The organism is Actinoallomurus spadix, from assembly GCF_024055725.1.
GTDB lineage: Bacteria > Actinomycetota > Actinomycetes > Streptosporangiales > Streptosporangiaceae > Actinoallomurus > Actinoallomurus spadix.
The window spans coordinates 126,253-145,685 of the sequence record NZ_JAMXMX010000007.1 but is presented as its reverse complement, the minus strand read 5'-3'; the positions used below and the strand labels follow the sequence as shown (position 1 = coordinate 145,685).

General features: G+C 71.2%; 17 protein-coding genes. 8 read left to right on the top strand and 9 right to left on the bottom strand.

All coding sequences use genetic code 11. From position 1 onward, the window contains the following. Positions 1–35: 35 nt before the first annotated feature. A complete protein-coding gene (locus NE235_RS12335; RefSeq protein WP_252802044.1) occupies positions 36–701 on the top strand; it encodes a hypothetical protein in 666 nt (221 codons plus the stop codon). Between the two features lie 132 nt (positions 702–833). Further along, positions 834–1,430, top strand: coding sequence for a hypothetical protein (locus tag NE235_RS12330; RefSeq protein ID WP_252802042.1), 597 nt, complete (start codon positions 834–836; stop codon positions 1,428–1,430). A 13-nt stretch (positions 1,431–1,443) separates the two neighbouring features. On the opposite strand, the gene NE235_RS12325 is transcribed toward NE235_RS12330, so the two are convergent. Then, positions 1,444–2,310, bottom strand: coding sequence for a beta-1,6-N-acetylglucosaminyltransferase (locus tag NE235_RS12325; RefSeq protein WP_252802040.1), 867 nt, complete (start codon positions 2,308–2,310; stop codon positions 1,444–1,446). 169 nt (positions 2,311–2,479) lie between these two features. Here NE235_RS12325 and NE235_RS12320 point away from each other — a divergent pair, with 169 nt between their 5' ends. The 3 genes from NE235_RS12320 to NE235_RS12310 are packed head-to-tail and all read left to right on the top strand — an operon-like array spanning position 2,480 to position 4,772. After that, entirely contained in the window at positions 2,480–3,781 is a 1,302-nt protein-coding gene (locus tag NE235_RS12320; RefSeq protein WP_252802038.1) for a hypothetical protein, read from the top strand. Beyond that, complete coding sequence (gene pssD / locus NE235_RS12315) at positions 3,730–4,227, top strand: PssD/Cps14F family polysaccharide biosynthesis glycosyltransferase (protein WP_406567566.1); 498 nt, start codon at positions 3,730–3,732, stop codon at positions 4,225–4,227. Before NE235_RS12320 ends, pssD begins: the two co-directional genes overlap by 52 nt. Before the next feature lie 26 nt (positions 4,228–4,253). Then, positions 4,254–4,772 carry a glycosyltransferase gene (locus tag NE235_RS12310; protein ID WP_252802034.1) on the top strand — a complete coding sequence of 173 codons (519 nt, stop codon included), beginning with the start codon at positions 4,254–4,256 and terminating at the stop codon, positions 4,770–4,772. 7 nt (positions 4,773–4,779) lie between these two features. Here NE235_RS12310 and NE235_RS12305 read toward each other — a convergent pair whose 3' ends face one another. The 5 genes from NE235_RS12305 to NE235_RS12285 all read right to left on the bottom strand — a co-directional run bounded on the left by NE235_RS12305 (position 4,780) and on the right by NE235_RS12285 (position 12,292). After that, a complete protein-coding gene (locus NE235_RS12305; protein ID WP_252802032.1) occupies positions 4,780–5,874 on the bottom strand; it encodes a glycoside hydrolase family 26 protein in 1,095 nt (364 codons plus the stop codon). Between the two features lie 110 nt (positions 5,875–5,984). Then, complete coding sequence (locus tag NE235_RS12300; RefSeq protein ID WP_252802031.1) at positions 5,985–8,060, bottom strand: fibrinogen-like YCDxxxxGGGW domain-containing protein; 2,076 nt, start codon at positions 8,058–8,060, stop codon at positions 5,985–5,987. A 218-nt stretch (positions 8,061–8,278) separates the two neighbouring features. After that, positions 8,279–9,178: a sulfotransferase domain-containing protein gene (locus NE235_RS12295; RefSeq protein ID WP_252802029.1), complete on the bottom strand. Its 900-nt coding sequence runs from the start codon at positions 9,176–9,178 to the stop codon at positions 8,279–8,281. Position 9,179: 1 nt separating this feature from the next. Further along, on the bottom strand, positions 9,180–10,874 hold the full coding sequence (locus NE235_RS12290) for a lipopolysaccharide biosynthesis protein (RefSeq protein ID WP_252802027.1): 1,695 nt from the start codon (positions 10,872–10,874) through the stop codon (positions 9,180–9,182). Further along, positions 10,871–12,292, bottom strand: coding sequence for an O-antigen ligase family protein (locus tag NE235_RS12285; RefSeq protein WP_252802025.1), 1,422 nt, complete (start codon positions 12,290–12,292; stop codon positions 10,871–10,873). Before NE235_RS12285 ends, NE235_RS12290 begins: the two co-directional genes overlap by 4 nt. A gap of 282 nt (positions 12,293–12,574) precedes the next feature. On the opposite strand from NE235_RS12285, the gene NE235_RS12280 reads away from it, so the two are divergent. After that, a complete protein-coding gene (locus tag NE235_RS12280) occupies positions 12,575–13,642 on the top strand; it encodes a hypothetical protein (protein WP_252802023.1) in 1,068 nt (355 codons plus the stop codon). Positions 13,643–13,744: 102 nt separating this feature from the next. Then, complete coding sequence (locus NE235_RS12275) at positions 13,745–15,673, top strand: Wzz/FepE/Etk N-terminal domain-containing protein (protein ID WP_252802021.1); 1,929 nt, start codon at positions 13,745–13,747, stop codon at positions 15,671–15,673. An 83-nt stretch (positions 15,674–15,756) separates the two neighbouring features. Here NE235_RS12275 and NE235_RS12270 read toward each other — a convergent pair whose 3' ends face one another. Beyond that, positions 15,757–16,653, bottom strand: coding sequence for a glycosyltransferase family 2 protein (locus tag NE235_RS12270; protein ID WP_252802019.1), 897 nt, complete (start codon positions 16,651–16,653; stop codon positions 15,757–15,759). A 58-nt stretch (positions 16,654–16,711) separates the two neighbouring features. Between NE235_RS12270 and NE235_RS12265 the strand changes: the two genes are divergently transcribed. Next, complete coding sequence (locus NE235_RS12265) at positions 16,712–17,173, top strand: PPOX class F420-dependent oxidoreductase (RefSeq protein ID WP_252802017.1); 462 nt, start codon at positions 16,712–16,714, stop codon at positions 17,171–17,173. A gap of 59 nt (positions 17,174–17,232) precedes the next feature. Here NE235_RS12265 and cysN read toward each other — a convergent pair whose 3' ends face one another. Further along, complete coding sequence (gene cysN / locus NE235_RS12260) at positions 17,233–18,495, bottom strand: sulfate adenylyltransferase subunit CysN (protein WP_252802015.1); 1,263 nt, start codon at positions 18,493–18,495, stop codon at positions 17,233–17,235. After that, positions 18,495–19,424 (bottom strand): sulfate adenylyltransferase subunit CysD, encoded by a 930-nt coding sequence (gene cysD, locus NE235_RS12255; RefSeq protein WP_252802014.1) that lies wholly within the window; start codon positions 19,422–19,424, stop codon positions 18,495–18,497. The genes cysN and cysD overlap by 1 nt, the downstream gene beginning before the upstream one ends. Between the last annotated feature and the right edge of the window lie 9 nt (positions 19,425–19,433).

The following is a 19,433-nucleotide window of genomic DNA, read 5'->3' as shown; positions in this document are numbered from 1 at the left end:
TGGAATCCGCGGCGCGGATTTCTAGCGTTGCCCGCATGGTCATCCACTCGGGCAAAGGAGAAGCGATGCACTCGGTTTCCCGGATCATCGCCGGCGGCTGTCTCGTCATGGGCCCGGCGCTTCAGGCCATTTCAACGTTCTATTGGAGCGACCGCTACCAGGGCATCACCGCCGGAACTCTCATCGTGGCCGCGACGACCTGCTGGCTCATCGGCCTGGTCGCGCTGTACCGCCTCATCGAGCCACGGGTGCCGCGCTACACGGCGATCGCACTGCCGCCGGCGATCTACGGGTGCGTCGGCGGCGCCTCATTCGGGCTGCAGGGAATGCACGAGGAACTGTTCGACGTCTCGCACTCCGAGGCGGTGCGCCTGATCCAGCAGCATCCCGGGGCGGCGTTCGTGACGTTCTGGTTCGCCGGCTCTGCCTTCCCGCTCAGCCTCTTCATGCTCGGCGTCGTGCTCACCCGGATCCGCGCGGTTCCCGGGCCGATCGGCGTCCTGCTGTTCGGTGGCGCTCTCGCGTTCCCGCTCAGTCGCGTACCGCGCGAAATCGCGATAGCCCACCTCGCGGACCTCGTCCTCCTGGTGCCTTTCGTCTATCTCGGGGCTCGGATGGTGCTGGGCCATCTGGCCCTGGCTCCTGCTGCGGACCGCTCGACGGCCGCTTTGCCGGATTCGCCGATGAGCTCACGACAATGAGCGGGCAATGATTCAGCAGCCCACCGCCCGGAGCGTGATCGGCATATCCGCTCCGGGTACGCCCGCGGAACGGACCGTTCGCGTCCGGTGGCAGCGACTCGCAGGGGTGGGGAAATGATCCGACGGGGCACCTTGGGCGCATCGACCGGTGGGAAGGTCACATTTCACCGCAGGGCGGCCGCCGGGGCCCTGGTGGGCGGCGTCCTCGGCCTCGTCTGGCTCCCCTCCGTGGCCGCGGCCGCCCGCATCCCGGCCAATCCGCAGGGCCGGCTGGTCACCGACCACAACAATGGCGGGAACGGCCATCACAACACCACGGCGATGTCCGTGCGCAGTCCCATCCGCAATCGCGGCTATCAGCACACCACCAACCGGAACGCCGGGGGTGTGAGCGACGTGCAGAACGCGCTCTGCCACAGGGCACGGGTCTGCAATCTGACGCAGAAGGTCACCATCGTGAATCCCGAGCGACCGGCGCCGACGGCCGTGTCCGTCGTGCCGCCCCGGCCCGCCGTCGTACCGGATCCCGCCACCGCCGCACGGCCTCGGCCCGCCGTCGTACCGGCTCAGGCCATCGCCGCGCCACCGCCGTCCGCCGCCGGTCCGCTGCTCGCCATGGGACCGTACGGTCTGCTGCTTACCGGCGGGCGGTCCGCCGGCGCGGACTCCGCCGAGGACGCCGACGGTCCGGCGCGGTGGCTCGCCTCATGGATCGGCCCCTTCTCCTGACTCGGATCCCCGGTCAGGCGACCGGCCCGCGGTCGGCGGCGAGCTGGTCGAGCAGGTCGGGGACCTCGGGGTGCGCGGAGGCGTCGACCTTGCGCGCGAAGAACGCGTCACTGGCCCGCAGTTCGTCCAGGTGCGCCGCGGTGATCAGGTCGGGGTGGCTCGCGTCGGCGCCCCACCGGATGAACCGCCTGCTGTCGTTGGCGACCGAGCGGGCGGGCCGGGCGTTCAGGGCCATCGAGCAGATGAAGGTCTCGTCCGGGATCGGCGCGTACCGCAGGTAGCGCAGCAGGCGATCGGCCAGCGGGTCGGCCAGCATGCCGTGCACGGTCGCGGCGGACAGGTTGAACCACATGTCGCCGACGTACAGCCCCACCCCGTTCCGGTAGGGGTGCCGCCGCTCGAACGGCAGCGGCACCGAACGGTGGGTGCCGGGCAGCCGCCGCTTGCGCAGGTAGCGGCGGCGGGTCACCGCCTGCCAGGGGTCGGTGTCCGCCGCCGGGTCGGGGGTCACCGCGAAGTGCCGGAGGTACGCGTCGTACGGCGAGGCGGCGAGCTCCTTCTCGATCGCGGTGATGGGCCGGATCGGGTAGTCCTGGCCCGAGACGAGGAGCGCCCAGGAGAATTCCGGGATGTTCGCCGCCACCCAGCGCAGCGACCGCCACTGCGCCTCGACCAGGGAGAGCCGCCCCCACTGGCAGGGCCTCGCGTCTGGGACGAGCGCGACGTTCGATGACGGGCGCAACGTGAGCGGCTCGCCGGTCGGGTCGTGGTGGACGACCGCGACCGTGTCGACGCCGGTCCGGATGCGGTCCACGAGCCGGGCGACCTGACCCGGGTTCCGGTGCGACAGCACGATCACGACCAGCGGTCCGCCGCCCATGCCCATCCCGCGCCCTTCACCGTGTTCCGCCTGCGTGACCGAGCGTACCGACGTTCCGGAAAAGCGGTGACGCGTCCGCTGATGACAGGCTGATTACGGTAAAGTGCCGGGAAAGTTGGAGTCGGTCACCGGGACGGATCCGGGCTGATCAAGGGCACCAGGGGGCGCAGTGCTCCGCGCACTTGTCGAACGGCTATGGCTGCCCGAGCCGGAGTCCTCAGGGTGGCCGGTCCGGGTCACGTCGGGCGAGGTCCCACCGGGGTACCAGGTGGTCGAGCGCTACGCCGTGGTGCCCTCCCCCGATCGGCCGCGTTTCCTCGTCCCGCTCGACGGCCGGGCCGTCGCCGCCGGCAGCCTCACCCACTACAACGGGCTGCGCTGGGCCCGCCTCCGCGTCCCCCGTACGGTCCTGGGCGCCGGTTTCCGCACCGGAATCGCGCCGCTCGTGCTGCGCCACCGGCTGCTCGTCTGCGTTCCCGAGAAACTCCCGGACGCCGAACTGAGCGACTACCTGCTGAGCGCGCATCTCGGGCGCGTGCTGGGTCTGCCGCGCCCTGCGCTGGGGGTGGGCGTACGCGCGCCCGATCCGAACTCGAAGCCGACGCTCCAGCTCTTCGGCGCCGACGGCGCCCCCGTTGGCTACGCCAAGGTCGGCTGGAACCCCGCCACCCGGGAGATGACCCGGCGAGAGGCGGACGCGATCGCCGCGGTCAGCGCGACGCCGGCGGCCGGCATCCGCGTTCCGGAGCTGCTGCACCACGGCCCGTGGCGCGACTACGACCTCACCGTCACCGCGCCGCTACCGCCGAAAATCCGCCGTTACCGCGAGGCCGAGCCGCCCCGTGTCCCGCACGACGCGGGTTCCCCCGACCAACCGACCCCGACCGGCCTGCTGTTTTCCCCCGACCAACCGACCCCGACCGACCTCCCGGGCCCTCCGAACCTCCCGGGGCCCTTCGCCGTCCGTACGACGAAGCTGGCCGACACGGCGTTCTGGCGGGCGCTGCGGGCGGAGGCCGCCGTCCTGGCCGCCGACGATGACGAACGGCGTCTCGCGGCCCTCGTCACCGCGCACTTGGACGAGCTCGAACGCGAGCACGGCGACACTCCCCTGCGCGTCGGCCGGTGGCACGGCGACTGGGTGCCCTGGAACATGGGCCGGTACGCCGGGGACCTGTACGTCTGGGACTGGGAGCACAGCGCCGAGGAGGTCCCGGCGGGCTTCGACCACCTGCACTGGAGGTTCCAGGACGCGCTGGTGCTGCGCGGCCGGCCGCTGGCCGAGGCGGTCGCCGCCGTACGGGCCGCCGCCGGGACCGAGCTTCCCGAGCTCCCCTCCGACCATCGCCGACTGCTCGGACGGCTCTACCTGCTGGAGATGTTCATGCGGACCTACCACCTCAAGCGGCTGGGCGGCGGATGGAACCCCGCCCTCCATCCGGCCATGCTCGAGGTCCTGGAGGAACGGTGAAGGTCCTCCTGGTCTGCTCCACCGGCGGGCACCTGACCCAGCTGTACCGGCTGCGGCCCTGGTGGTCCGAGCACGAGCGGATGTGGGTGACGTTCGAGAAGGCCGACGCGTGCTCTCTCCTCGCGGACGAGCAGGTGACCTGGGCCTACCATCCGACGACCCGGAACATCCCCAATCTGCTGCGCAACCTGTGGCTCGCGCTGCGGCTGGTCCCGCGTTACCGGCCGGATGTGATCGTCAGCTCGGGGGCGGGCGTCGCCGTGCCCTTCTTCCTCCTGGGGAAGCTGCTGCGCCGGCGGACGGTCTACCTCGAGGTGTACGACCGCATCGACTCGGGCACGCTGACCGGCCGCCTGTGTTATCCGATCGCGGACCTGTTCCTCCTGCAGTGGGAGGAACAGCGGGCGCGCTACCCGAAGGGCACCGTCGTGGGGCAGTTGCTTTGACCGGCCCGGACAGACCGCTGGTCTTCGTGACCGTGGGCACCGACCATCACCGGTTCGACCGGTTGATGGGGTGGATGGAGCAGTGGCTCGCGGCGAACGGCCACGTCCGCTGCGTCGTGCAGCACGGCCCGGCCGGCCCGCCCGCGGGCGCCGAGTGCCACGAGTTCCTGCCCCACGCCGACATGCAGGAGCTGTTCCGGCAGGCGACCGCCGTCGTCTGCCAGGGCGGCCCCGGCTCGATCACCGAGAGCCGGCAGGCGGGCCGGCTGCCGATCGTCGTTCCCCGGATCGCGCGGCTGGACGAGGTCGTCGACGACCATCAGGTGCGGTTCTCCCGGCACGTCGCGACCTTCGGCAAGGTGGCCCTGGCCGAGACCGCCGAGAGCCTGCACGCCCACCTGAACCGCGCCCTGGCCGACCCGGCGAAGTACGCCGTGCCGGACGAGGCCGACGAGACGGCGCCCGCCGTCGCGCGGTTCGGGCGGCTGGTGGACGAGCTCGTCGGCGAACCCCGGCGCCGCCGGCGCTCCCGGCCGGCGCGGTGAACCCGCCTCAGCGACCGGCGGTGTTGAGGTAGGAGTCGCGGCCGGCCGCGGCGTACGAGCCCAGCATGCCCGGTCCATTGTCGACCTTCAGGTTGCAGCCCGGCCCCGCGTCGAAGCGGATCAGCCCTGCGATGTTGGGGTACTTGCTCCGCAGCACGCCGGGGATCGCGCGGTACCACTGGATCGAGCGCTTCGGATCGGCCGGGTCGTACTGCGTGCCGTACTCCGGGAGCATGAACGGCTTCTTGGCGAACCCGTGCTGCTGGAGGAAGCGGTACGTCGGCCCGACCTTCTCGTCGAACGTGTGCCACGGCCCGTTGTGGCACTTGTAGAAGTTGTACGGGTCCCAGCCCACCCAGTCGGCGTACGCGTCACCGGGGTAGGAGTCGAGCATCCGCTGGGGGTTCTCGCCGCTCATCGTGCCGGTGACGACCCAGACCCACACGACGTTCGTGACGCCGGCCTTCTGGAAGACGTCGTGGACGTGCCGGGCCGCCGCGACGTACTCGGCCGCGGTGCCCTTCATCTCGCCCTTGTTCTGGTGGCGGTCCATCTCCGGGTCGAAGGACATGAAGACCTTCTTCCCGTACGCCTTCACGCGCCCGGCCACCGGCTCGAGCACGGAGCGGTCGTAGGCGCCGGCCGCGATGTCGCGCCACTTGTAGCTCTGCTGCCGCTGGTAGACCTTGCTCTCCCAGGCGAAGAACAGCAGCCGGTCGCGGCCGAGCGCGCGTTCGGAGGCGTCCGGGAAACGGCCCGGCCCGGCCGCGTTGGACCAGTCATGGAAGCGCAGGACGATGTCGAAGCGCCGGCCGACTTTCCCCTCGATGCCGGTCACGGCCGAGGTGAGCGACCTGCCCTGCACGGAGTAGATGCCCCAGTAGGCGCCGCACTTGGGCATGAGCTTGGCGTCGGCGCCGCAGTTCCCGCCCGCCGCGGCCGACCTGCCCTCCGCGAGGGTGGCCGCCCGTGCGTTCGCGGAGGTCTTCCCGCCCTTGCCGTCGGTGCCGGCCGCGGAGCCGCAGGCCGACAGCATGGCGCCCGCGCCGACCAGCGCCACCGCCGACAGGGCGGCGCGCCCGCGCACTCTGGGGATCCTCATGTCTCAAGCCTCCCATTCCCGGGGCTCCCAACGTGGGATCGGGGAATCACCCGGTGGGTGATTCCCCGATCACGATGCGGAAGGTGTCCGCGCCCGGTCCGGATGCGGGATCAGGGGCAGAACCGGCCGAAGCCACCGAGCCACTGGTAGGCGGAGCCGTTCCAGGAGCCGCTCTTCAGGTCGCCACCGGCCCACATGCACCCGTTGCCGTCCTTCACGAGCGCCCACACGCCGTTGCCGGCCCGCGACGCGAAGGAGGGGTTCCAATTCGGCAGGTACTTGCCGGTCTTGGCGTCCCACGCGCCCACCATGTTGAGGCGGTGCACGTTGGAGTAGCCGCCGGTCTTCGGGTCCGGGTACGTCCAGCCGTCGGTGTAGTCGAAGTCGAAGCCGTGCGACCCGGCGTACAGGACACCGTTGATCTCGACGGTCGACTGGAAGTCACCGCCGGAGCGGGCGAGGTTGCCGCCGATCTTCTTGTCGAAGTCCCGGTCGTAGACCTGCAGGTCGTGCTCGGAGCCGCCCATCCAGACGCGGTCGCCGACCTCGAGGATCGTGTTGCGGTACGGCTTGTCCGGGTTGTCCGTGCTGGGGATCCACTTGGTGTCGCCCAGCCCGGAGATGTGGCCGCCCGGCGCCGCCGTGCTGACGATCGCGAAGTCGTTGACCGACACGTCCTTCTGCTTGCCCATGTGCTTCATGCGGCCGCCGAAGTAGACGCGGTCGCCCTTCGAGCTGGCGTCGACCGAGTACACGCCCGCGTCGAAGAACGGGTTCCAGGTGGTGTCCGGGGTGCCGTCCGTCACCTTGACGCGCGCGGCGCCGCCGACCCAGAACGGCGACTTGGTGATCGTCGTGCCGCCCTTGATGTGGTCGAACGTGCCACCGATGTACAGCCAGCCGTCCTGGACGTCCATGGCCCGGCCGCGCGGGATGTTGGGGTTGCCGTTGGCGTCCTTGCCGCCGCGGATCAGGCTGGCCTTCCAGGTGGACAGCGGCGCGCCGGTCTTGAGGTCGAGCGCGGCGACACCCGCCGTGTTCGCGACGCCGTTCACGTTGGTGAAGTCGCCGGAGACGAACAGCTTGTCGCTGGTCCCCTTGATCGCCCAGACCCTGCCGTCGAGCTTCGGGCGGAACCCGGTCTTCCACTCGCCGGTGCTCGTGTCGAACGCCGCGAGGTAGGACTGCTGGACCTTCTCGCCGGAGGCCGGGTTGGCGCCCTTCTGCACGTACTTGAATTCGCCGCCGACGTAGAGGGTGCTTCCGACGACGCCGAGGGCGTGCACCTCGATGTGGTCCTCACCGCTGAGGCCGCTGACGACGCCCGTCACGCCCCAGGGGCTGGAGGAGGTCTTGCCGCTGAGCAGTTTCGGTGTCGCCGGGGCTGGCCCGCCGGTCGAGGTCGTGATCTTGGGGCGGATCCAGACCTGCGTGAAGGGGGTGGGCAGGCCGCTGGAGGTCGCCTTCCAGAGGTAGCTGCTCGCGCTGCTCGACGCGCCCGACACGCTGGTCGTGTACGCGAAGCCCTTCTTGTACGAGTCGTCCTTGGTCTTGACGGTCGACAGGCCGTTGTACGGGTGCAGGTAGTCGGACTTCTTGATCGCGTCGGTGTACCCGCCGCTGTAGGTCGCGCCGTCGAAGGACGCCGAGCTCAGCGGGAGCCCGCCGTCGAAGGTCCAGGACCAGTCGGCCAGGTCCTTGAACTTCAGCGAGACGTCCTGCCATGAGGTGCCGTCGGCGTTCTTGGCGCGGTGCAGCCGGACCTCGTCGATCGAGCCGCCGTTGAACAGCCCGTTGATGGTGTCGCCGGGGACCGTCGCCGGTGCGAAGGCGGCGGTGCCGGTTGGAGTGCTGCGCACCTTGGACGTGCTGCTCTGACCGGCGTAGTGGAAGTTCCAGCTCTCGCGACCGCGGCCTACGAGGATCCATCCTCCGCCATCGGTGGTCATGTCGCAGTAGAACTGCTGGGCGCTGCTCATCCGAGGCGTCTTCAGCCAGTACAGGCCGGTGGCGCTCTTCGGGTAGTCCTGCTTGACGGCCCAGCAGGACAGCGCGGCGGCGCCGGAGGACTTGCCGTCCGGCGCGCCCGCGCTGGCCCAGTTGGGAACGAAGATGACGCCGGCGGCGACCAGGGCGGCCGCACCGGCGACCAAGGGGGTCTTGCGCGCAGGCAGACGGAATGCCATGAACTCTCCCGCGGAGTAAAGCGGCGAGCAGAGGGGCTCGGGGGATAATCAATCTGCGGCACAGAGAAGCTGGCGCAGGAACGTGGCAAAATTAGTGCAACGTGCACTCGTTGTCAACGAGAGTAATCATTTCGCTATTACTGGTGATTAGCGCCCGAAAAGTGGCTGCTGAGGCGTAAACCTTCGCCGGGTGCTACGCGTCCCCCTGTCTCGCGGCGTCAGGCCGGCCAGGAGTAATCCTCGCCCAGCAGGTCGTAGAGCGCCCGGTTGTGCGGACGGTAGAACTCGGTGAGCTCCTCCTTGGTGGCCGGGTTCATCGGCGGCGCCGGGAGATGGTTGTGCCTCTCGGCGATCTTCAGCGGATGCTCAGGAAGTCCCAGGAATCGGGTGACCCGGTCCACGGCGGCCTGTTCGTCGGCGTACAGGTCCTCCGCCGGCATGATGAGGAACTGCGCGCGGGGGAAGACCGAGAACCAGTTCTCCAGTTGCGGCCGGTAGATACCACGGTCCCGGTAGGTGTAGAAGTCGTGCGCCCGGCTGTAGTACATCGGGTCGGCGGCCATCTTCTCCCGCTCGCCGCGCAGCCGCTCCGGCTCGGCGGCCAGGGCCTCTTCGAAGCTCAGGTCCTCGGCGCCGTCCCCGACCCGCTCCCAGTAGTGGGAGTAGGCACGCTTCACCGGATCGCGCAGCGTCACGATGATCTTCACGTCCGGGGTGCGGGCGCGCACCCGCTCCGGCACCGGCGGGTAGTACATGTAGTACGGACACGCCTCCCCGGTGACGGGCCGGGTGCCGAGGCGCTCCTGCACCCGGTCGAGCTCCTCCTCCGTGGCGAAGTGCGAGCGGTACCAGTCGTCGCCCTTGTGGTAGTTGACGTAGTAGTAGCCGGGGCTCTTGACCCCGCGCGACGCCGGGTACATCGGCATGACCAGCGGATGCTGAATGAGGTAGTTCCACAGCGAGGTCGTGCCGCCGCGCTTGGTGCCGATGATGAGGAAGTCCGGCAGGTGCCGCCGGTCGGCGGTCCGCACGGCGTACGCGCGCGTCGTCGCGTTGGCCGCGTCCTTCATCCAGCGTGGCGAGCGGTCCTTCGCCCACCCGACGAACCCGGTCGGCACGTCAGCCCTCCTCTTTCCCTCCGGAGCGCCCGCGTGACCGCAGCGCCCCGACCATCACATCGGCGTGCAGCACGTGCCGCAGCCGCCACAGCACGGCACCGTAACCGCCGGTGGCCAGGACCGCGTACGCGGCGAACACCGGCAGGCCGGTGCCCAGGAGGGCCCGCAGCGCGACGCCGAGGCCGCCGAACCACACCAGCGCCCAGGCCCCGACGGGCGCGAGCGTCCGCGTCCGCAGCCGCAGGCCCATGAGGTAGCGCACCTGCACGACGGCCAGCAGGTTGTCCACGAGCATCGAGACGCCCCACGCGGTGGCGGCGCCGATGATGCCGAACGGCGGCACCAGCAGCAGGTGCAGCACCACCATGAGGACCACGACGACGGCCTTGTCGATCAGGTTCCACGAGCTCTTGCCGCCCATGAGGAGGACGGTCTGGACGTTCCCGGTCGCCAGTACCAGCGCCATCGCGCACGCGAGGATCGCCATCGCCCCGGCGCCGCCACGGAAGTCCGTGCCGAACAGCGTGAGGACGAACGGCCCGAACACCGCGAGGGCGAGGTACAGCGGCCAGGAGGCGGCGACGATCCAGCCGGTGGCGACGGCGTTCAGGTCCTCGGCCTGCCGGGTCTCACCCCGCGCGAGCAGGCCCGCGATCTGCGGCGCGACGGCGAGCCGCGTGGCGGCCAGCACGAGGGTCCCGGTCGTGATGAACCGCCCGGCGGTGGCGTAGATGCCCGCGTCGTGGCTGGACACCATCGCGCTGACGAGCGGCACACCGAGCCAGGTGACGACGATCTCGAGCATGGCCGCCACACCGCGCAGCCCCGAGAAGGCCCAGAACTCCCGGACCGCCGAGGACGCCACGGGGCCGGGCGCGGCCTCGTCCGCTCTGGCTGCTCCGTCCGCTCTGGCTGCTCCGTCCGCTCCGGCCACGGGCGGCGCGGCGCGGCCGGCCGTCACCGCCGCGGGTTCGGCCCCGGCGTGAACACCGGCGTTTCCCGCGTGCCCCTCGGACTCGGCCCGGCGGAGGAGCCGCCACAGGATCGCGACCGCCGCGACGAAGGTCAGCGCGATCGGCAGGGACCAGGCGACCATGACCCCGCCGGCGCCGTACCCGACGGCGGCGACGGCGATCACCAGCACCGGCCGGCTCAGCGGTGTGATGACGTTCGCCTGGACGGTGAACGCCGCCAGGCTGCCCATGCCGCGGGTGCCCGACAGCGCGACGTTGCGGGCGGCCGACACGGCCAGCACGGGCCCGCAGACCCGCAGCAGGAACACCGCGTCGTCGTGGTGCGCGGCGTCGACGAGCAGCCCGGCCAGCCACGGCGCCAGCGCGAACACCGCCAGTCCGGTGACCGCGCCGGCGGCCAGCACCGGGACCAGCGCGGCGACGACGACCCGGCGCAGGTCACCGACCCGGCCGAGCGCGCGCAGGCGCGCCGTGGTGCGCACCAGGCCCGTGTCGGCGCCCAGCTCGGTGACCTCCGTGAGGATCATGAAGAGGGCGACGACCGTGAAGAAGACGCCAGTCCGCGCCGGGCCCAGCACCCGCGCGACGACGACGGTGAGCAGGAAGCCCGCCACCGCCGCGACGCCGGAGCCGACCAGCCCGATCGCGCCGCCGCGCGCGAACTCCCGGACGTGCGAGCGCCCGGCGCGGTCGTCCCGTGCGGCCTCGGCCTGAGTGGTCAATCGTCGTCCTCTCCCTGGCTCCAGGTCGGCCCGGGGGTGTACCGGCCCCAGCCGGACAGGGCACGGGCGTCCGGCCTGGCGAGACCGGTCCCGGGCCGCCGGCGGGGCGAACCGGGCGGTGCCGCCTCCGGGCCGCCCACCGTCTCCCGCATCACGAGCGCCGCCGCCACGAAGATCACCACAAGCTGTGAGCCGTCCAGGCCGTAGTAGAACATCATGAAGGAGGCCATCACCGTGACGACGTGCAGCCACAGCAACGCGCCCGGCGCGGCCCGCGTCCGCAGCGGGAGCGACCACAGCCAGGCGCAGAACAGGATCAGCGCCACGAAGCCGAACGAGAACATGACGTTCCAGAACTGGCCCTGGGTGCCGACCGAGATGTTGAGGGTGAGCGACGGGCGCGGCGCGCCGAACCCGATGAACGGCGACTCCAGCGTGCGCTCGAACGCCTCACGGTAAATGGTCGCCCGGCCGGCGTTCGTCGAGCTGTACTGGGTGCGGCTGCCGATGCTCTGCCCGACCCCGAGCGCCGACGCCGTCGCCAGGCCGATCGCCAGCAGGACGAGCACCGCCGCCAGCCACTTCACCTGGCCGCGGAAGCCGAACCGGACGGCGGCGTACACGACCCCGACACCGACGGCGAGGAACATCCCGCGGTTCAGGGTGCTGAAGGCGGGGACCAGCGAGGCGAGCAGCAGCACGGTGACCGCCTGGCGCCGCCACCGGACCGCCGCCGTGCGCATGTACAGGATCGCGAACGGCACGAGCAGCGCGAAGTGGCTCCCCCACGTGTTGGTGTACGGGAACGGCGCGCTGGGCCGGTTGTACGCGCGCGGCGCCCCCCACGGCCGCTGCACCTCGGCGAACTTCGGGTGGACCAGATCCTTCACGTAGTCGTTGCCGACGATCGACCCCGGCAGCAGGCTCTGCATGGGCGTGCTGATCGACCCGTTCGGCAGGAGGACGCCCAGGTAGCCGCCCGCCACCACCCAGATCCAGAACAGCACCATGAGGCCGATGACGCGGGACAGCGGCAGCGCGCGGCGCGAGGCGTTGTAGACGTAGAGGAAGAAGACGGTCGCCGCGGCGTAGTTCATGAACCGGAAGACGAACCCGATCATGCGGCCGGCGGAGTCCAGCTGGGTCCCGGAGAATGTCATCCAGATCAGGAACAGCAGCCACAACCCGAACGCGGGCGGCACGCGCAGACCGCGGCGCAGCAGCAGGATGCCGAACATCGGCAGCGCGGCCAGGTCGGCGGCGAACCCGCCGAGCCCCAGCACCCACAGGACGGGGTATCCCGCGAAGAAGACGGCGAACGGCCACCGGGGCAGCTCCTGGCCCCACGACGGCTCGTCGGCGGAGGGCGCGCCGGAGCCGTGCCGGGACCCCGACCGCGGGTTCGAGGGGCTGCTCACGGCGGTCACGAGGCGGTCAGGCCCGCAGGCCGGGAGACGCGTTCGACGGGCCACGCCCGGCCGCCGGAACCGCCCCTTCGTACCCGTTCGACACCGACAGCTCCTTAGACTGCTCGTCCCATCGCAGGCTTCCTGGCCGTCCTCGGACTGTTCGTCCCGTCCTCAGACTGCTCGGTCCGTCTTTAGACTGCTTGTCCCGCCGCCACGCGGGCAGGAGTTTACCGGGGCCCACCCCGGGCCTTACCTTCTCAGAGTCCTCAGTGGGGAGATCCAGGGATCAGCATGCCCATCCGCCTCTACCGCGCGCCTTCGGTGGTGCTGGCCGCGCTCTGCGCCTTCTGGCCGACCGCCGCGGCCGCGCGTGCCGGCGGGGATCCCGGCCCCCTCGACGCGCAGGTCCTCGAGGTCGTGACCGACACGCGCATCACGCAGGCGAGCGGGCTGGCGACGAGCGAGAACGGCCGCGTCCTCTACAGCCACGAGGACTCAGGCCGGTCCACGGACGTCTTCGCGCTCGACGCCAAGGGCAGGACGCAGTTCACCGTACGCCTGCCCGCGCGGTCCAACCAGGACTGGGAGGACCTCGCCGCGGTCCGGCTGCGCAGCGGCAAGCGGGCCGTCTACGTCGGCGACATCGGCGACGCGCTCCGCACCCGGCAGACGGCGCGCAGGTCCGGCCGCCGGGACTACACGGTGCTGAGGTTCGACGAGCCGCCCGCGAACTCGACCGGACAGGTCACCCCGGCCGGTCTGGCGACCTACCACCTGCGGTACGCCGACGGCGTCGCCGGGCGCACCGCCGAGACGCTGCTCGTCCAGCCGGGCACCGGCCGCGTCTTCGTCGTCACCAAGACCGAGAGCGCGCAGCAGCGCGCGTCGCTGTGGGAGGCCCCGGCGAGCCTGAACCCCCAGGGCGTCAACCTCCTGCGGAAGGTCCTCGACGTACCCGTCACCCGGGCGTCCGGAGGCGCGTTCTCCCCCAGCGGCGACCGCGTCGTCATCCGCAACGACGACACCGCCTACGTCTGGTGGGTCACCGACGGCGACGTGGCCAGGTCCCTCACCGAGAGACCGACCGAGGTCCTCCTGCCCCAGCAGCGGCAGGGCGAGGGCGTGACGTTCACCGCGGACGGCCACTCCCTCCTCGTCGACTCCGAGGGCGCCGACCAGCCCATCTGGCGGGTGCCGCTGCCCAGCTCCGTCAACGCGATGAGCACACCCTCGGCCGCGCGGCAGGACGCCGGCGCCGCCGGCGGGCAGCACACCACCACGATCGCGCTCGCCATCGGCGGGGCGGCGTTCGCCCTCGCGGCCGTGCTCATCGGCTTCAACATCAGACGACGCGCCTAGGGAGCGCGCCGGGGAGCCCGCGCAAGCACACGGATCGGCCAAGCCCGGCAAGGTATGTTATGGCGGTCTCATAGACCTTCGGCGAAGGGGCCACGCAGTCAGATGGACGCCACGGCCACGGGGGGCTCCCGCGAGCTCGCGGACTACCTCGCAATGCTCAAACGCCGCTGGTGGGTGGTCGTCGCCGCGGCCGCGCTCGGCGTCGCGGTGGCAGCGATGCTCGTCGTCGTCATGCCCAAGACGTACTCGGCGTTCACCGTCGTCAACGCCACGCCGACGAACCTCGACAGCGGCAGCCAGTCCGGTAAGCAGCAGGACATCAACCTGCAGACCGAGGCGCAGCGCGTCCGCTCGTACGACGTGGCCGAGCGGGTGGCGCGGGACCTGCACACGAAGGAGACCCCCAGCGCGCTGAGCTCGTCCGTGGCGGTGAACGTCCCGAACAACTCGACGGTCCTCTACATCACCGTCAACGCCTCGACCGCCCAGGGCGCGCGCGACCGCGCGCACGCCTTCGCCCAGGCCTACCTCGACGACCGTCGCGACAGCGCCACCAGTGTCCTGACGACCCAGATGGCCGCCCTCGAACGGCAGATCAACTCGCTGTCGAAGCAGCTGCGGACGATGACCGACAAGGTGCAGAAGAACCTGGTCGTCGCCCAGATGCAGGCCCTCAACAACAAGGCGTCCGACCTGCGGGTGACGGCGGCCAACGTCAACCCCGGGCAGATCATCACGGACGCCCGGCTGCCCGCCTCGCCGTCCGACCCGAGCCTGACGAGGTATCTGCCGAGTGGGTTCGTCGGCGGCCTGCTGCTCGGCGTGATCCTGGCCATCCTCCTGGACCGTACGGACAAGCGGGTGCGCACCGCGCAGGACATCGAGCGGGTCCTCGACCTGCCGGTCCTGGTGGACATCCCGGCCAAGCGCGGCCGGGAGGGCCTGGGCCTGCTGCCGGCGCGCAGCCGTACCGGGCAGAGCTTCCACGAGCTGTCCCACGTGCTCACCGCGACGCTGGGTCACGGCAACCACGTCCTCCTCGTCACCGGTGCGGCGCCGGGCCGCGGCGGCAGCTTCGTCGCCGCGAACCTCGCGGCCGCGCTCGCTCGTACGGGCTCGGACGTGCTGCTGGTCTGCGCGGACCTGGGCTCCTCGGTGGCCGGTGAGCTCCTCGGCCTCCCGGAGGGGCCGGGCCTGTCGGAGGTGCTGCTCGGCTGGGCCGAGCCGCAGGAGGTGGTCCGGAAGAACCACGGGGCGCCGACGCTGAGCGCCATCACGGTCGGCGCGAACAGCGAGCTGGCCGCCGAACTGCTGCAGCGCGAGCAGATGACCAGTCTGATCGGCTCGCTGCGGGACAAGTACCGGTTCACGGTCATCGAGGCTCCGTCCACCGAGCTGGGCGCGGACGCCCAGGCGCTGGCGGACCTGGCCGACGCCGCGCTCATGGTGGTCGAGGTCCCCCTCGCGCGCTACGCCCAGGTGCGCGACGGCGTCCGGCGCATCGACCGGATGGGCGCCGCGGTGATGGGCGCGGTCGTCCTGCCCGTGCAGGACGCCAAGGTGTCCGCGCCGCCGCCCCGGCCCGTACCGGCCCGGACCCCGCCTCCGCTGCGCGACCGGCCGGTCACCTCCCCGTCGACGACGACGGCGCCGACGCCTTCCCCCGCGACGGCGCAGAGCAAGTACCAGGCCATCGAGGACGCGCCGACGGTTCTCGACATGGTGGCCGTGTCCGACGAGGGCGCCCCTCCCCCGAAGGGGCGGCGGCACCGGCCCGCGCCGCTTCCTCCCGCGTCCGGTGAGCAGTCCGCCCGGTCGTCGGCGCCGGCGCGTTCCACCGGTCAGGCCCGCTCCGATCTGGCCCGGTCCGTCGACCCGTCACGGCCGGCCGAGACCGCGCGCCCGGCCGAGGCGCCCCGCCCGGCCGAGGCCCCGTCGCGCAACGACACGACCGAGGTCTCGCGGTCGGCACCGGCCGACAACAGCGCGGCGGAGACGGCCGCGAACCCCAAGGTCACCTGGACGACCTGAGCATCGCCGGTCCGGCGCGCGGAGGCACGGCTTCGCACGCCGGACGGTCGCCGTTCCACCGGGGCGGGGTGCCTCCGGAAGGGTCAGATGCCGCGGCCGCGGGCGTGCAGGGTCAGCAGGACCCGCTTGCCGGAGACGACGCCGCAGGCCACCGCGAGCGCGAACGGCACCCGCCGCTCCCGCCAGTTCGCCCGCATCGCCCGGCCCGCCCAGCGCACGGCCTCCCGGCGCCGGCCGATGGTGGCGCAGCCGAACGCGATCTGCCCGTACACGCGCCCGGCCGCGGCCGGGGACCCGCCGATCTCCGGGTACCGGTCGAGGAACCACCGCAGGGCCTCGACCTTCGTCTCCCAGGCCTGCGCGTAGTAGGAGGTCTGGCCGAACAGCACGCGGACGTACGGCCGGTCGACGTTGACGATGGGATGCCGCCGGGCCGCACGCAGCGCCAGGTCCCAGTCCTCGCCCTGGCCGCCGGGGATCGTCTCGTCGACCATGCCGATCTCGATCAGCGCCTCGCGCCGCGCGACGTACGTCGAGGAGTGCACGCTCACCACGCGGTCGCCCACCAGGTCCTCGAAGTGGACCCGGTCCGCGCCGGCCAGGCGGGGCATCTCCCGGCCGTCGAAGTCCACCAGGATGCCGCAGCTGGCGAGGACCGCGCCGGGCTCGGCCTCCAGCGCGGCGACCTGCGCGGCGAGCTTTCCGGGCAACCACACGTCGTCGTCGTCGCAGGAGGCCACCAGGTCGGTGTCGAGCGCGAGGATGCCGGTGTTGCGGCTGCCGGGGAGCCCGGGCGTACGGGTGTTGGCGAGCACCTCGACCCGGTCGCCCGCCAGGCTCACGTCGGGCTCGGCCCGGTCGTACACGACGACGACGCGCACCCGTCCGTCGTAGTCCTGGGCCAGCACCGACTCGATCGCCTTGCGCAGCAGGTGGGGACGGTTGTGAGTGGGGATGACCACTCCCACAGAGGGCGGCATTCGCGACAGTTTAGAGTGCTGCCGGTAACGACGAGCAGCGTACGGAGAGGTGATGTCAGTGGCTCCGAGGATCGCGACCGCCGAGCGTGTCGGCCGAGAGCAGTTGCTGGAGTTCCTCCGGCCTCGGCACCACGGGCTGCTGTCCACCGTGCGTGCGAGCGGCCGGCCGCAGATGTCCCCCGTGACGTGCGGCGTGGACGCCGACGGGCGGATCGTGGTCTCGACGTACCCCGCGCGGGCCAAGGCCCGCAACGCGCGCCGGGACGAACGGGTGTCGATCTGCGTCCTGTCCGACGACTGGGACGGCCCGTACGTCCAGGTCGACGGGCGCGCCGAGGTGCTGGACATGCCCGAGGCGCTGGACGGGCTGGTGGAGTACTACCGCTGCATCGCCGGCGAGCACCCCGACTGGGATGAGTACCGCGAGGCGATGCGGCGGCAGGACAAGTCGCTGATCCGCGTCCACATCGAGGAGTGGGGGCCGATCGCGACCGGCGGCTTCCCGCCCGAGCGGTCCTGATCCGAGCGCGTACGGGCCCGGCTCCCACGAAGGGAGCCGGGCCCGTACGCGCTGAAGGACTAGCGGTTCTCCATGATCATTCCGGCGCCGACCGTCGCGTTGGTGGCCTCGTCGATCAGGATGAAGCCGCCGGTGGCCCGGTTGCGGGAGTAGTCGTCGGCGAACAGCGGCTGGGTGACGCGCAGCCGCACCCGCCCGATCTCGTTGAGGTCCAGGCGCTCGGCGTCCTCGTGCCGGTGCAGCGTGTTGACGTCGAGGCGGTACTGCAGCTCCTTGACCATGACGCGCGCGGTGCGGGTCGTGTGCTTGATGACCAGCTTGCCGCGCGGCACGAGCGGCCGCTCGTCGGACATCCAGCACACCATCGCGTCGACGTCCTGGGTGACCTGAGGCCGGTTGTGCGGCCGGCAGATCATGTCGCCCCGGGAGATGTCGATGTCGTCCTCCAGCAGGAGGGTGACCGACATCGGCGGGAACGCCTCGTCCACCGGGCCGTCGGCGGTGTCGATCCGCTTGATCCGCGTGGTCAGCCCGGACGGCAGGTGCATGACCTCGTCGCCGGGCTTGAGCACGCCGCCCGCGACCTGGCCGGCGTAGCCGCGGTAGTCGTGCAGCTCCGGGTCGGTGGACTTGTGCGGCCGGATGACGTACTGCACCGGGAACCGCACGTCGATGAGGTTGCGGTCGGAGGCGATGTGGACGTTCTCCAGGTGGTGCAGCAGCGACGGGCCGTCGTACCACGCCATGTTCGCCGACCGCTCGACGACGTTGTCGCCGTGCAGTGCCGAGATCGGGATGAACGTCAGGTCACCGACCGACAGCTTCGCCGCGAAGGACGTGAACTCGTCCTTGATCCGCTCGAACGTCGCCTCGTCGTAGTCGACCAGGTCCATCTTGTTGACCGCGAGCACGAGGTGCGGCACCCGCAGCAGCGTCGTCAGGAACGCGTGCCGGCGGGACTGCTCCAGGATGCCCTTGCGCGCGTCGATCAGGACGATCGCCAGGTCCGCGGTCGAGGCGCCGGTCACCATGTTCCGGGTGTACTGGATGTGCCCGGGGGTGTCGGCGATGATGAATTTCCGGCGGGGCGTGGCGAAGTAGCGGTAGGCCACGTCGATCGTGATGCCCTGCTCCCGCTCGGCGCGCAGGCCGTCGGTGAGCAGCGCGAGGTTGGTGTAGTCCTCGCCCCGGTCACGGCTGGTGCGCTCGACCGCCTCGAGCTGGTCCTCGAAGATCGACTTTGAGTCGTACAGCAGGCGCCCGATGAGGGTGGACTTGCCGTCGTCGACCGAGCCCGCGGTCGCGAGCCGCAAGATGTCCATTAAAAGTAGCCCTCCCGCTTGCGGTCCTCCATGGCGGCCTCGCTGGTGCGGTCGTCGGCGCGGGTCTGACCGCGCTCGGTGATCCGCGTGGCAGCGATCTCGGCGATGACCTCGTCCAGGCCGGTCGCGGTCGACTCGACGGCGCCCGTGCAGCTCATGTCGCCGACCGTGCGGTAGCGGACCATCGCCTCGAACGCCGGCTCGTCGTCACCCCGGTTGGAGTACGGGCTGTCGGCGAGCAGCATGCCGTCGCGTTCGAAGACCGTGCGGGTGTGCGCGAAGTAGATGGAGGGAATTTCCAGGCCCTCCAGCCGCAGGTAGTCCCAGATGTCGAGCTCGGTCCAGTTCGACAGGGGGAAGACCCGCACGTGCTCGCCCTGGCGGATGCGGGTGTTGTAGAGGTTCCACAGCTCGGGCCGCTGGTTCTTCGGGTCCCACTGGCCGAAGTCGTCGCGGAAGGACACGACGCGCTCCTTCGCGCGGGCCTTCTCCTCGTCGCGCCGGGCACCGCCGAACGCGGCGTCGAACCGGTGCTCCTCGATCGCGTCGAGCAGCGTGGTGGTCTGCAGGCGGTTCCGGCTGGCCCGCCGGCCCGTCTCCTCGACCACGCGTCCCTTGTCGATGGACTCCTGCACGGACGCGACGACGAGGCGGACGCCGAGCTCGGCGACCCGGCGGTCGCGGTACTCGATGACCTCCGGGAAGTTGTGTCCCGTGTCGACGTGCATGACCGGGAACGGAACCGGCGCCGGCCAGAAGGCCTTCTCGGCGAGGCGCAGCATGACGATGCTGTCCTTGCCGCCGGAGAAGAGCAGGACGGGTCGTTCGAACTCGGCCGCGACCTCGCGGATGATGTGGATCGATTCGGATTCCAGGACACCGAGCTGAGATGTCCGGTAGTCACGGGTGTCCGCGGTACTGCGCTGCATGTGGAGCCG